The organism is Aequorivita nionensis, assembly GCF_046352995.1.
GTDB lineage: Bacteria > Bacteroidota > Bacteroidia > Flavobacteriales > Flavobacteriaceae > Aequorivita > Aequorivita nionensis.
In genome coordinates, this window is record NZ_CP130281.1 from 1,763,263 (window position 1) to 1,776,228 (window position 12,966).

The window sequence follows — 12,966 nt, forward strand, 5'->3', positions numbered from 1 at the left end:
AAAACAGTAAATTATTGTTTTCGGTTTTTTTAATGGATAAACCCTTCGCATTTATTATTTTTACCAAAAATTTTATAAAATGGCAGATTTAACCCAAGAGCAATGGCAGGAGCAATTAAAAAATGATGATAACGCCGTAATTATAGACGTTCGCACCGATGCCGAATTTGAAGAAGGTTACATTCCTGGAGCTATTCAGATAGATATATTTAACGGAGCCGAGTTTCTTCAACGCGCAAAACAATTGGATCCGCAAAAAAATTACTATGTTTATTGCCGCTCTGGTGGTAGAAGCGGGCAGGCTTGCATGTTGCTTAATTCTATAGGCATCCATAACGCTTACAATCTTAAAGGTGGAATTATGGAATGGCAAGGCGAAACAATTGAATAATAAATATTTACATATGAAAAAACTATCGATACTTTTTGGACTCACCGTTATACTTTTTTTCACCGCTTGTAAAGACAATACCTTTGCTCAGGAAATACATGTTTTGACGCCGCAGGAATTCCACGACGCCATGGCAGACAAAAAGGATGTTCAGCTGGTTGATGTTCGCACGCCTGAAGAATTTGCAGAGGGGCATCTTGAAAATGCGCTGAACATAAATATTTCAGAAACCAATTTTATTACCGAAGCCGAAAAATTAAACTTAGAAAAACCCATTTATATTTATTGCCGAAGTGGAAAAAGAAGCGCCAAGGCAGCTTTGATTTTAAAAGACGTTGGTTTTAAGGAAATCTATGATATGCAGGGCGGTTATCTGCATTGGGAAAGTGATGGGCTTCCCAATTAAAAATAGCTGTTTCTTCTTAATTTTTTTAACTGATTGGAATCGTTACAGTTAAACTCGCGCTAAAGTTCCTCTTTCCGAAATCTATGAAGGCAAACGTGTCGTATCTTCAAATAAGAAAATACGTTTGTTATGGAGAGTGAAAAAGAAAAAGTACGTCGGGAAATGCAAACCCTTATTGCCACAAGTTGTATTTTCGATAAACATCCCACAAAAGAATTCGCAGCATTCCATAAAAATCTATTGAATTTTTTTTTCAATTCAATAGATGTAAATATTGATTATGAAAACAAATTGATTTCCATTTGGAATTCAAAACCGTTGACCACCGATCCGGTTAGGCTTTATAATCTAAACGAAGCAATTTCAGATAGGGTAGGCTACAATAACTTGGAAGAAACATTGATCGGGTGTCTAGAAGAAGGCCAACTTCAGTATAATTTTTATAAAAAGATGCTTATGGAATATACTGACCATACTGACAATCATGACGATGTTTTGAGTGCTTAAACTCCACTATTATTTTTTAAGTATCTTTTTTGAAATAGTGTGTTCGTCCTCAGAAGTAATCAAAACAGTATAAATTCCAGTTTCGAATTTAATTAAATCATATTCTATTTCAAGAGCATTATTACCGTAAGTTTTAGATGCTACAAGCTGCCCCAAAAGGTTATAAATTTCTATTTTTTGAATGGAGGTTTTACTGTTTATTTTAATAAAACTATTTGTTGGGTTTGGGTAAATCTGAATATCATTTTCAGTCAATAAATCTTGTATGCCTAAAACTTCATTGTCCAGACGGCATACTATTGCGTTTCTATGTTCATCGTTCGCATCTTCGGTAACACCAAAAGCTAAAACTTTATTGTCTGTTTGCAATACCAAATCGGTAACATAATTTGTGTCTGAGCCTCCGAAGTCGGTTATAAATGTTCCATTATCTCCAAAATCTGAATAAATACTACCATCATCATTCAATTTGATTACGAAAAAATTTGTTTGTTCGAAAGGAAAGGGCATTGAGGCACCGCCTCCCAAAATAATCTTTCCGTCCCGCTGAATAGCAATACTTCTCAGACGATCATTAGCTTCGAAATAAGTTTCCATAACTACTTTTCCGCCTTGGCCGAATGTTTGATCTAGTGTGCCGTCATTATTAAATTTTGCAACTGCTGGTTTAATTCCACCAAAACCTCCAGTTCCACCTTGATACTGGTAGTTTCCTCCGAGAATTATTTTATCGCCCAAAATAGCGATATCATCTACCTCTCCCAAGTTTGATTCTGGACCAAAAGTAGTAATTACCGTGCCGTTGTTCCCAAATGAAGTGTCCAAGGTGCCGTTTTCGTTGAAACGCGTTATAACGGGATGGTAGTCATCTCCATTATTATAGGAAGGGCCTCCAGCAAGTATTTTGTCTTCCCAGTCTATTTTAATTGCGAAACAAAGATCAAAACGATAGCTAGTAACATCTGTAATTTGGATGCCATTATTTCCGAATGTTGTATCCAAGGATCCATCTATGTTTCTCCTTGAAAAACTATACATATTATTATAGCCATCAAAGTACTGACTTTGAATAATTATTTTGCCTGTAGATTGTTGGGCAATTTTACCACCATCAGAAATAGATTGAATGCCGTTGATTCCAAAGGATGGATCAAATATACCATTCTGATCTATTCTGATTAATTTTCCTTCACCTTCTATAGAGCCTTTTATTAAAATTTTTCCGTCAAATTGCAAAATCATAGAGTTAAAATAGGAAGAGTTTGTTCCATTGTTCGGAAAATATAATTGGCCATTTTGCCCAAATGAAATATCAATTTCTCCATCATTTGTTAACTTATAAATATAAAAACCACGATTATACGTTGCCCCGTTTTGTCTAAGCTCGCTGTTTATTCCTAGAATTATTGAACTGTCCTCCAAAAGGAGCAAGTCCATTGCTCTTGAACCTTTGTCCGGATAAGCAAATCTTGTCGTTCCTTGGTCGCCAAAATCTAAATCCAATATTCCTTCTTGGGCAATTGAAAATTGAAAAAGTAGAATTGCTAAAAAAACCAATATTGATTTTGTGTTGACTCTTTTCATTGTTCAGTTATTTGTTTGAAGGCTAAAATTTTGGGATTGCTACTAAAGATAAAAAATTTTACCCATTCTGCTCATCCGCCGAAGGCCCATAACTTCCGGGAACCGGAATATCCAGCAATCTATAATAAACGCCCAGTTGCGCACGGTGGTGGGTAACTTGGTTTAGCCCATGCCTAATGGCGCCATACTTACTCCATTCCATTATTATTTGACCGTTCATCCGTATGCTCCAATTGGGTTTTAAGTCTGCTTCTTTTGCATTTTCCAAAGCTTTCATGCCAGCTTTATACTGTTTTTCCAACTGTTGCAACAAATCTTCTTTTCCGCCCATTTTTTCCGGATTGTAACCATCGGCAAAATCCAAATAATCCGTATTCAAAATAACCTGCGGCCAACCGAAAATATCCACAATATGCGTTGTTAAATCCATTAACTTCATACTTTTTGTATGCGGGGTATAATCGTTTTTGTCCTTTGGAAAGTTATTCAGAAATTTTTTGGTGGTATTGTATTCTTCGGTGAGTTCGTCCTTTAAATTTTTTAGCGTATCCATAATTTTTATTTTAAAAATCCAATTATTCTTTGCACAACTAATTTACCCATTTAAAAGCATTTTTTCAATAGGAAATTCCTTTAAATTTGCAGTCTAAAATCCTTTCAATTGGCAAAACAGATAACAGATACCATCGTAATGATTCGCCCGGTTGCGTTCCGAATGAACGAACAAACGGCGGTCAATAATTTTTTTCAGGAAGACATCGCCCTTAAAAATGCTGAAATTAACACTAAAGCACAGGAGGAGTTTGATGCTTTTGTTCAGAAACTACGTGCGGTGGGTGTAAATGTAATTGTTGAAAACGATGATTTAAGAATGGACACGCCAGATTCCATTTTCCCGAATAATTGGATCAGTTTTCACGAAAATGGAGATATTGGTCTTTATCCGATGTTTGCCGAAAACCGCCGTCGCGAAAGACGTGAGGAGGTTTTGATCCGTTTGGAAAACGAAGGTTTTATAATTAATAATGTTTATGATTATACTCCTGCGGAAGACGAAGGAATCTTTTTGGAAGGTACTGGCAGTCTTTTGCTGGACCGTGTAAACCATAAAGCCTATTGCGCGCTTTCTGCTCGCGCTGATGAAGAATTGCTGATTGAATTCTGTGAAGACTTTGAATACCTGCCGGTTATTTTCACAGCTAACCAAACCGTGGACGGAAAACGATTGCCTATCTATCATACCAACGTAATGATGTGTCTTGCTGAAAAATTTTGTGTAATTTGCTTAGACACAATTGACGATGCTGCGGAAAAGAAAAACGTGGTTCAACACCTAAAAAAGGACGGAAAGGAAATCATTAAGATATCCGAGGCACAAATGCACCATTTTGCGGGCAATATGCTTCAGCTACAAGGAAAGGATAAAAAATATTTGGTGATGAGCGCTGCTGCCCATAAAAGCTTAAACAAAGAACAGATTGCGGCCATTGAAAAGCATTGCGAAATCTTGAGCAGCGACCTTACAACCATTGAAACCTGTGGCGGCGGAAGTGCTCGCTGCATGATGGCAGAGGTATTTCTTCCGAAGGAATAATTTTAAACCAAAACTTCTTTTTTAGTAATATTTTTGATCATTCCGCCAAAAATGAAATAGTGGAAGGGAAGCATCAAGTACCAATATAAGCGGCCCCATAAGCCTTTCGGGCGGAAGGTTGCGGTTTGTATCAATTCGTTTTTATCGTTTATGCAGAATTCCAACCAAGCTTCGCCGGGCAATTTCATTTCGGCAAAAAGAAGGAGACGTTTGCTTTCCCTATCAGCATAAAGTACGCGCCAAAAATCCAGCACATCTCCCGTGTAAATTTGATTGGGGTGTGTTCTGCCGCGGCGCAGTCCAACCCCGCCAACAATTTTGTCCATAAAACCGCGAATTTTCCATAGCGAGTTTCCATAATACCAGCCACGCGTGCCGCCGATGGCCCATATATTGTCCAACACTTTTTCGGTATTATCTATTTGTAACACTTTTCTATCTTTTAAACAGCCGTATTTTGGAACTTGAATGTATTCCTTTAAGTTTGAAATTCTACCGGCAACCAATGAATCTTTCCAACTTGAAATCACAAGGTTTTGCTCAATCTTCAAAAAAGCTTTTTTGATAGCTTCTTCGTAAGAAATGGGTTGAATATTTAAAATTTCCTGTAATTTATTATCTCTAGCCACAACCTCCATTTTCATACTATCCACAAGGTTTACTGCAAGTTTATACGAAGTTGAGGTTACGAAATACAACCAATACGATGAAAGACGTGGCGACATAACCGGAACGGAAATTATCCAAAGTTTCAAACCACGGATTTTGGAATATTTCAGCAGCATTTCTTTATAAGTCAGTATATCGGGTCCACCAATATCAAACGACTGATTGAAACATTTTTCATTATCCAAAACCCCATAAAGAAAGGCAATAACATCGCGAATGGCGATGGGCTGGATTTTTGTTTTTAGCCATTTTGGAGCGACCATTACAGGTAGTTTTTCACATAAATCCCTGATAATTTCAAAGGATGAACTACCGCTGCCCACTACTATTCCAGCTCGCAAAACGGTTAAATGATAGTTGCCCTTATATAAAATATCTTCTACTTTTTTTCGGGAGGAAAGATGTTTCGAAAGCTCTTCCTCATTTACAATTCCACTTAAATAGATAACCTGCTTCACAGAAATTACGGCCATATATTTATTGAAATTTTCCGCAGCGCGGGCTTCTATTTCATCAAAATTATTGTCAGAGCCGCTCATTGAATGAATTAAATAATAAGCAGCATCAATATCTTTCGGAAAAGATTCTGTGTTCACTTCTTCCGCAAAATCAACCTCAAAAACGGTTACCTTTTTAATGGTTTCAGGATTAAGCGGAAGCCTTGTTTTATCACGAACCGCACAAATTATTTCGTGTCCGTTTTCGAGAAGTTCTGGCAGCAATCGCATCCCTATATAACCATTGGCTCCTGTAAGTAGAATTTTCAATTGAAAAGTTTTGTTTAAAGATAATTTATAATTATTAAACAACAGTTAAAAACCCGTTAAGTTATGGCTGTCTTTATTTTTCAAAACGGTATCTTTAATACCTCAACCAATCAAATCTAAGGGTCATGAAAATTTTAAAAATTGTATTGTTAATTGTGGGTGTCGTTCTGATTATTTTCGGACTTTACAACGCTTTTGTTCCGCAACAAGTTTTAGATATAGGTCCTTTGGAAGTCAATGCTAAAGAGGGTTTAAGCAATCAAACTTTGGGAATGATTGGTATTGGGGTTTTGGCACTTATTGCTGGTGCGTTGCTTAAAAATCGCAGCTAATTTTTAAATATTTATTGTTTTAAGAATTGAAATTACGGCTGCACTAATGTATTCCACACCTATTGAAATTACGATAAAACCAACAATTCGTGAAATAGCGTTTATACCGGAAGCGCCCAGAAACTTGCTGATGTAATGCGAACTTCTTAAAATAATAAACGTTGCCAAACCAACTGCCAAAACCGCTAAAATAACCCAAACTATTTCTGTGGTATTTTGATATTTCTGATTGAAAGTTATCAATAATGAAATGGATCCAGGTCCCGCGAGCATTGGAATTGCAAGGGGTGTAAGTGAAAATTTTTCACGCTTGTCCAAGTCTTTTTGAACGCGTTTGTTCTTCATTCCTTTGTGTTTCGAAAAAGTTCCCGTCAACAGCGCAAAGCCAGAGGTAACGATTATCATTCCGCCCGCGATTCGCAACGCATTCAAACTTATTCCGAAAAAAGCCAATAAATAGGTTCCCGCAAAAAAGGAAATAATCAAAATAACAATTACGTTTATCGTAGTTAAAAGTGAAGTTTTGTTTTTTTCAGAAACGCTCTCATCGCTTGTTAATCCTACAAATACAGGCACAGTTCCCAAAGGGTTTATTACTGAAAAAAGTGCTGCAAAAACATATAAAAAAATGTCCATAGTTTTTTCGGCAAAGGACGTTTGGTTTTGGGTTTTCTAGTTTACCAAAACTTTAAATGAAGGTTATATGATGCATTCTGAAAATTCAGAATTATGAATTCGGAATTAAGAAATCAAAAAAAGTATCTTTGTCTTTTGAAATTAATTAATAAGAACGGAAGCACCCAGTATCCAGCACCAAACATTCGGCATTAAAAAATGACACTTCAGCAAACATTGGAAACCCAAATTAAAACCGCAGTAGAAAAACTGTACGGCGCAAAACTTGAATCGGTAGAATTACAGCCAACCCGCAAGGATTTTGAGGGCGATATTACCGCAGTTGTTTTCCCAATGTTGCGCGTGGTTAAAGGAAATCCGGCGCAGATTGGGGAGGCTATTGGCAATTATTTGGTTGAACATGTTTCTGAAATTGAAAAATTCAACGTTGTTCAAGGGTTTCTGAATATTGTTTTGAGCGATTCCTATTATTTGAACTTTTTCAATTCCGTGGGAGATTTTTCTTCCTTCGGAAAAGTTCCGCAAGGAAATGAGGCGGTAATGGTTGAATATTCCTCGCCAAATACCAACAAGCCTTTGCACTTGGGGCACGTTCGGAATGTGCTGCTTGGCTATTCCGTTGCCGAAATTGAAAAAGCTGCCGGAAAAAAAGTCTATAAAACCCAAATCATAAACGACCGCGGCATCCATATTTGTAAAAGTATGCTGGCGTGGGAAAAGTTCGGAAATGGGGAAACGCCGGAAAATGCTGATTTGAAAGGCGATAAACTCGTTGGGAATTACTACGTAAAATTCGACAAAGAATACAAAAAGCAAATTGAAGCTTTAAAAGCAGAAGGCAAAACTGAAGAAGAAGCAAAAGCTCAAGCCCCTCTAATTCTTGAAGCCCAAGAAATGCTACGAAAGTGGGAAGCTGGCGAGGAAAAAGTTGTTGCGCTTTGGAACAAAATGAACGGTTGGGTTTATAAAGGTTTTGAAGAAACTTATAAATCCATTGGCGTAGATTTCGATTTTTATTATTACGAAAGTGATACCTATTTGCTCGGAAAAGATATTATTGAGGAAGGCATTAAAAAGGACGTCTTTTTTATGAAGGACGACGGCTCTGTTTGGTGTGATTTAACCGAAGAAGGGCTTGACGAGAAACTTGTCTTAAGGAGCGACGGTACAGCGGTTTATATGACGCAGGACATCGGTACTGCCGTGCAACGGGTTAAAGATCACCCGGACGTTGGCGGAATGATTTACACCGTTGGCAACGAGCAGGATTATCACTTTAAAGTGCTGTTTTTAATTCTTAAAAAACTGGGCTATAGTTGGGCCAAAAATCTTTTTCATTTAAGTTATGGAATGGTGGATCTTCCTTCGGGAAAAATGAAAAGCCGCGAAGGAACCGTGGTTGACGCCGATGATCTGATTGCACAAATGACCGATACGGCGCGAACCATTTCAGAAGAACTTGGGAAGATTGACGATTTTTCAAAAGAAGAAAAGGATGCACTTTACCGAATGATCGGTTTGGGTGCTTTGAAATATTATATCCTAAAAGTCGATCCTAAAAAACGGATTCTTTTCAATCCCGAGGAAAGTGTGGATTTTCAAGGAAATACGGGACCGTTTATTCAATATACCTATGCGCGGATTCAGTCTATTCTTCGAAAAGCTGGGGAGGTCTCTCTCGAAGCCTCGGGAGCACTCGACCTGACAGCTGTTGAAATGCATCCAAAAGAAAAGGAACTCATAAAAATAATTCAGCAATTCCCTGAAACCATTCAATTGGCTGCGGAAAATTACAGTCCGGCTTTGATTGCTAACTATACTTATGATTTGGTGAAGGAATTCAACAGTTTTTATCAAAATGTGCCCATTTTGGCAACGGATAACGAAACTGAAAAAGCTTTCCGGGTGAAAATTTCAAAAGCGGTTGGAGAAGTTATAAAAAGCGCTTTCGCACTTTTAGGAATCGAGGTTCCGGAGCGGATGTAATTTTTAAAACAAAACCTGAAACGAAAAGTTTGGCGTAATTCCCAAAGAAATTTCCTCAATTTGGTTTACGGTTATTTCATTGTTTTCATCCCGTGCCAAAGCATAGCGGATGTTGATAGTATTCTCCGTATTCAACAAGTTTAAAAGCGCAATATTTATCTTGGCATCAATGGAAGGGGAGAGCTTCCAAAGATATTCCGCAGAAAGATCTGCACGGAAATAATCCGGCAAACGCTCGTTGTTTGGAGCGTCAAATTGAATGGTCGTTATTCCGCCTTCAGTGGTTGTCTCAAAATTTTCCAAAGGAATTGTATAAGGTTTTCCGCTGTGCCAATTAAGTCCCAAAGCGATTTTCAAGGCATTTAAAGAATAGGTTCCTGCAAGCGTGGCGGAATGTTGAACATCCAAATTATTTGCAAACGTTGATGGTTCGAGGCTTTCAAATTCATAATCATTTTTGCTGTACATATAGCTTAGCCACGTACTAAACGATTTCGTTTTTTTATTCACCACAAATTCGGCACCTTTTATCGTATAATTTCCAATGGCTTTTGAAAACTGGAACTGGTTTTGAAGTCCTTGGTTTGCACTGTTTATATCTTCCACTATTTTGTAAAACCCTTCCAAATTCATAAAAAGCCCATTTTTGCTATAGACCAGACCTGCGGAAGCCTGCTTGCTTTTTATGATTGGCGTGTTTTCGCCATCGGCCAAAATCCATCTTCTTTTCTCAATGCCTAAAAAATCACTTTCAAAATCAATTCGTTGGGTAGTGCTTTGGCTTTTAAATTCGCCTAAAACCTCAAAAGCAAAACCATTTCCGAATTTTTGGTGCAAACTTAATCGCGGCTCAATCAAAATTTCTTCAAATTTTGAAAAATAATTTCCGCGAACGCCTCCAAAAACATAGGTTTTTTTATTGTTGGAAACATAATTCAATCCCGCAAAAAACACATGCGTTCGTAAAACGTTCTTTTCATAATCCCGGAATCGCGGCAGATTTACATCTTGTGTATTTGCTATTCCAATTTCTGAAAAATGATAACCGGTTTGGAATTTTAAAGTTTCCGAAAGCCCAATATTGGCGTCAAGCTTAACACCTGTTTCCAAAACTTCGTTTTTTTGGATTTGTTCTTGGGTGGTGAAAATATCTTTGTTTATGGCGTCCAACAAATAATAGGTTCCGTAAGCTAAAGCTGTAGTTTCAATATTATCGTTCCATAAACGATTCCACGAAACGCCGCCCAATAAGCTGCGTTGGTCCAGCTCGCTGGTTTTTGATTGTGAATTGGTTTCCAAGGTTTCTGTGAAATCCAGCGAATTGTCAATCGTTAAAAAATTGACGCGCACTTTGTCTTTTTCCGAAATATCCCAAAGTAATTTGGTGCTAAAATCGTAAAAGCTGAAGTTTTCATCGGTAGTAATGGCGACATTATTTTCAGTGTTTTCAATATTCGAAATTTCACTGTCCTGAAAAATGCGTTTGGTGTAATTTTTATAAATGGGCGATTCCCAAAGGTGGTTGATGGATTTTCTTGCGGCAACTTGAATGCCGAGTTTTTCTGAAACTGGAATGTCCAAAAACCCGTTGCCATTCACCAAATTGAAACCAATTCCCGCTTTGGTTTCTGACGAAATCTTGTTTTTTGAACGCATATCGATAACCCCCGAAACGCCTTCGCCATAACGAATGTTTGTCCCGTTTTTATAAATAATTACGTTTTTGGTAATGTCAGGGTTCACAGCCGAAATGAGCCCAAAAAAATGCCCGCTTTGATACATTTTTATATCGTCCCAAAGCAGCAGGTTTTCATCGTGCGTTCCCCCGCGAATGTTGATGTTTGAAATGGTTTCGTCCACACTTTCCACTCCGGGCAAGGCCTGAGTAATCTGCAAAACATCCCCTTCAACCTGTCCGGGCAACAGTCCGAAATTTTCAGTTGAAATAGTAATTGACCCATCCAGATTTTTATCAATTCCCTTTGTGAAAATATTTTGGACAATAACTGTTTCCAATTCAGAAACAGACGGTACTAAAAGCAAGGCAGAACAGTCATTTGAAAGGTTTGAAGTGTTTACTTTAATTGATTTATAGCCCACAAACGAAACCGTAAAACTTACTTTTTTGTGATGGGCTGGGATATAAAAAAAGCCTTCCGCGTTTGAAATTGTGTTGAACGAATTGTTTTCAGATACAATCGTTGCACCTTCCAATGGCAACTGGGTTTCAAAATCAATTATCCGCCCGCAAAGGCTACCATCGTTTTCTTTGGAAGTAATGGTTATGTAGCGTTCGTTGATGCGGTGGTAAAGTAAAGGTGTGTTTTCACGAAGATACGAAAGCACATTTTCTATTGAAGTGTTTCCATTTGAAAGTGGTTTCAGTTTAATTCCATCAACTTCCTCGCGAACATAGGAAAACCTAACATTGAATTCCTTTTCCAAAGATTTCAAATAAGTCAAGAGTGTAGTATCATCAGTTTCCTGTGCAACGGATTTGGATCCAAAAGCACAGAAAACTAAAAGGAAAACCAAGATTTTGTAGCTACTCGCTATTTTTGGCATTTATAATTACAGTTCCGTTTTCGTTTGTGATATAATTCAAATGTAAGGGTTCACAGATAGCTTTTAATGCCAGCTCCAGATTTTCATGGGTAAAAGTGCCCGAAAATCTATGTTCAGAAACTACTTTTTCCGAAGTTATCTTAATTGGATATTGTCTTTCTAATTCTTTAAGTACTAAGGAAAGAGGCGCATTTTCAAAATTGCTTTCGTGGGCAAGCCATACTGGGGAAGGGGTATCGGCAGTTTCATTTATCACTAATTTCCCGTTTTCAATCTGAACTTTACTTCCCGCGGGTACTTTTAAAAGCGTGTCGTTGAACGCAACGCTCACCAAACCTTCGTAGCAAGCAACCGTAAAAAGCCCACCCCGCGCAAACACATTAAACTGCGTTCCCAAAACACTTACAGTACCTTCAACGGTTTTTACGCTGAATTTATTTCCTTTAGTTACTTTGAAGTAAGCCTCGCCGTCCAAAGAAAGCTCACGGTAATTGGTCCAGTTCTTTTTGTTATAGGTAATTTTTGAACCTGCGTTCAGCACAACTTCAGAATTGTCGGGCAATGAAAAAGTTTCGGTCTGCGCAATTTCAGTTTTTACTGAAGTGTCCAAAGTGGTTGTGTAATAATAACCAACCAACAAAACCGCAAACACGGCGGCCACTTTCCAGACAATTGAAAAAATATTTGGTTTGTGCAATTGATGCACTGGTTTTATTTTATTTGAAATGGCTTTAAAGTTTGATTCGCTGTCCATTTCTGGCATTTCAAAACCAGCACTTGCTGCGGCAATTTGGATATACGAAGCATATTCCGGATCAGTCTTTAACTGTTCCAGTTCTTCGGGAGTAGCTTCATTGTTGAGCCATTTGTGCAATAAGTAGTCTTTCTCCATTTTCTTTGTATTCATAGGTTAAACAGCTAAGTTGCGTGTTACCCTACCTTAAAAATTTAAATATTTCCAATTTCCTTCCGAAGTGTTGCCAGCGCTTGGCTCATTCGTTTTTCCACTGCTTTTACTGAAATGTTCAGCATTTCGGCAATTTCAGCATATTTTTTTCCTTCTATTCTGTTTAAAAGAAATGCGGTGCGTTGTGCTTCTGTAAGATTTTCAAGTGAGGATTTAAGTTTTTCGTGAAATTCCGATTCCTCCATCAAAAACTCTGGGGAATGGAAATTTGTTTTTTCAGGTTGACTTTTCGCGTGCTTTAAAATCACTTTTTTGTGCGCTACTTCGTTTAAAAAAGCATTATTGCAAACGGTATATAAAAACGATTTTGCTTTTTCCTGCGTAACCTTTGCGCAATTTTGCCACAGCTTTATAAAAGCTTCCTGCACCAAATCATCCGCTTGCGCCGTATCGCCACACTTAAAATAGATAAACCGCCAAACAGGCTTTCCGTGGGCTTCATATAAGCGATTAAATATATTTTCGTTACAAACGTTTTCGGGTTCTTTCATAAACGGGTTGATGGATTTCAAATATATTTAAAAGTTTTTCAAGTTGGTGGGTAGGGTTTATTTTAATTTAT

The 12,966-nt window shown here is 37.7% G+C and carries 13 protein-coding genes; 6 read left to right on the top strand and 7 right to left on the bottom strand.

Features of this window, described 5'->3' with window-relative positions; genetic code table 11:
• Positions 1–79 precede the first annotated feature (79 nt).
• The 3 genes from Q2U82_RS07965 (at position 80) to Q2U82_RS07975 (ending at position 1,304) form a co-directional block, all read left to right on the top strand.
• On the top strand, positions 80–391 hold the full coding sequence (locus tag Q2U82_RS07965) for a rhodanese-like domain-containing protein (RefSeq protein ID WP_410004347.1): 312 nt from the start codon (positions 80–82) through the stop codon (positions 389–391).
• A gap of 13 nt (positions 392–404) precedes the next feature.
• Positions 405–797 (top strand): rhodanese-like domain-containing protein, encoded by a 393-nt coding sequence (locus Q2U82_RS07970; RefSeq protein ID WP_410004348.1) that lies wholly within the window; start codon positions 405–407, stop codon positions 795–797.
• A 129-nt stretch (positions 798–926) separates the two neighbouring features.
• Positions 927–1,304, top strand: a complete 378-nt coding sequence (locus Q2U82_RS07975; RefSeq protein WP_410004349.1) for a hypothetical protein — start codon at positions 927–929, stop codon at positions 1,302–1,304.
• Positions 1,305–1,313: 9 nt separating this feature from the next.
• Here Q2U82_RS07975 and Q2U82_RS07980 read toward each other — a convergent pair whose 3' ends face one another.
• Together Q2U82_RS07980 and Q2U82_RS07985 are read right to left on the bottom strand one after the other, a co-directional pair.
• A complete protein-coding gene (locus Q2U82_RS07980) occupies positions 1,314–2,888 on the bottom strand; it encodes a T9SS type A sorting domain-containing protein (protein WP_410004350.1) in 1,575 nt (524 codons plus the stop codon).
• 58 nt (positions 2,889–2,946) lie between these two features.
• Positions 2,947–3,441: a DinB family protein gene (locus Q2U82_RS07985; RefSeq protein ID WP_410004351.1), complete on the bottom strand. Its 495-nt coding sequence runs from the start codon at positions 3,439–3,441 to the stop codon at positions 2,947–2,949.
• A gap of 138 nt (positions 3,442–3,579) precedes the next feature.
• On the opposite strand from Q2U82_RS07985, the gene ctlX reads away from it, so the two are divergent.
• A complete protein-coding gene (gene ctlX, locus Q2U82_RS07990; RefSeq protein WP_410007147.1) occupies positions 3,580–4,482 on the top strand; it encodes a citrulline utilization hydrolase CtlX in 903 nt (300 codons plus the stop codon).
• Positions 4,483–4,484: 2 nt separating this feature from the next.
• Here ctlX and Q2U82_RS07995 read toward each other — a convergent pair whose 3' ends face one another.
• Positions 4,485–5,918 (bottom strand): SDR family oxidoreductase, encoded by a 1,434-nt coding sequence (locus Q2U82_RS07995; protein WP_410004352.1) that lies wholly within the window; start codon positions 5,916–5,918, stop codon positions 4,485–4,487.
• A 125-nt stretch (positions 5,919–6,043) separates the two neighbouring features.
• On the opposite strand from Q2U82_RS07995, the gene Q2U82_RS08000 reads away from it, so the two are divergent.
• Complete coding sequence (locus Q2U82_RS08000; RefSeq protein ID WP_068761738.1) at positions 6,044–6,250, top strand: hypothetical protein; 207 nt, start codon at positions 6,044–6,046, stop codon at positions 6,248–6,250.
• 3 nt (positions 6,251–6,253) lie between these two features.
• On the opposite strand, the gene Q2U82_RS08005 is transcribed toward Q2U82_RS08000, so the two are convergent.
• Complete coding sequence (locus Q2U82_RS08005; protein WP_410004353.1) at positions 6,254–6,886, bottom strand: MarC family NAAT transporter; 633 nt, start codon at positions 6,884–6,886, stop codon at positions 6,254–6,256.
• A 198-nt stretch (positions 6,887–7,084) separates the two neighbouring features.
• Between Q2U82_RS08005 and argS the strand changes: the two genes are divergently transcribed.
• Positions 7,085–8,872, top strand: a complete 1,788-nt coding sequence (argS, locus tag Q2U82_RS08010) for an arginine--tRNA ligase (protein WP_410004354.1) — start codon at positions 7,085–7,087, stop codon at positions 8,870–8,872.
• Positions 8,873–8,875: 3 nt separating this feature from the next.
• On the opposite strand, the gene Q2U82_RS08015 is transcribed toward argS, so the two are convergent.
• From Q2U82_RS08015 to Q2U82_RS08025, 3 genes are read right to left on the bottom strand one after another with little or no spacing between them, the layout of a single operon-like run.
• Positions 8,876–11,437 carry a carboxypeptidase-like regulatory domain-containing protein gene (locus Q2U82_RS08015; RefSeq protein WP_410004355.1) on the bottom strand — a complete coding sequence of 854 codons (2,562 nt, stop codon included), beginning with the start codon at positions 11,435–11,437 and terminating at the stop codon, positions 8,876–8,878.
• Positions 11,418–12,344: a FecR family protein gene (locus tag Q2U82_RS08020; RefSeq protein WP_410004356.1), complete on the bottom strand. Its 927-nt coding sequence runs from the start codon at positions 12,342–12,344 to the stop codon at positions 11,418–11,420. The genes Q2U82_RS08015 and Q2U82_RS08020 overlap by 20 nt, the downstream gene beginning before the upstream one ends.
• 41 nt (positions 12,345–12,385) lie before the next feature.
• On the bottom strand, positions 12,386–12,916 hold the full coding sequence (locus tag Q2U82_RS08025; RefSeq protein WP_410004357.1) for an RNA polymerase sigma factor: 531 nt from the start codon (positions 12,914–12,916) through the stop codon (positions 12,386–12,388).
• Positions 12,917–12,966 lie beyond the last annotated feature (50 nt).

Excerpts from the sequence above, each read along its gene's own strand:
- Q2U82_RS07985 (WP_410004351.1), bottom strand. The coding sequence starts at position 3,441 with ATGGATACGCTAAAAAATTTAAAGGACGAACTCACCGAAGAATACAAT.
- Q2U82_RS08000 (WP_068761738.1), top strand. The coding sequence starts at position 6,044 with ATGAAAATTTTAAAAATTGTATTGTTAATTGTGGGTGTCGTTCTGATT.
- argS (WP_410004354.1), top strand. The coding sequence starts at position 7,085 with ATGACACTTCAGCAAACATTGGAAACCCAAATTAAAACCGCAGTAGAA.
- ctlX (WP_410007147.1), top strand. The coding sequence starts at position 3,580 with ATGATTCGCCCGGTTGCGTTCCGAATGAACGAACAAACGGCGGTCAAT.
- Q2U82_RS07965 (WP_410004347.1), top strand. The coding sequence starts at position 80 with ATGGCAGATTTAACCCAAGAGCAATGGCAGGAGCAATTAAAAAATGAT.
- Q2U82_RS08005 (WP_410004353.1), bottom strand. The coding sequence starts at position 6,886 with ATGGACATTTTTTTATATGTTTTTGCAGCACTTTTTTCAGTAATAAAC.
- Q2U82_RS07975 (WP_410004349.1), top strand. The coding sequence starts at position 927 with ATGGAGAGTGAAAAAGAAAAAGTACGTCGGGAAATGCAAACCCTTATT.
- Q2U82_RS08020 (WP_410004356.1), bottom strand. The coding sequence starts at position 12,344 with ATGAATACAAAGAAAATGGAGAAAGACTACTTATTGCACAAATGGCTC.
- Q2U82_RS08015 (WP_410004355.1), bottom strand. The coding sequence starts at position 11,437 with ATGCCAAAAATAGCGAGTAGCTACAAAATCTTGGTTTTCCTTTTAGTT.
- Q2U82_RS07970 (WP_410004348.1), top strand. The coding sequence starts at position 405 with ATGAAAAAACTATCGATACTTTTTGGACTCACCGTTATACTTTTTTTC.
- Q2U82_RS07980 (WP_410004350.1), bottom strand. The coding sequence starts at position 2,888 with ATGAAAAGAGTCAACACAAAATCAATATTGGTTTTTTTAGCAATTCTA.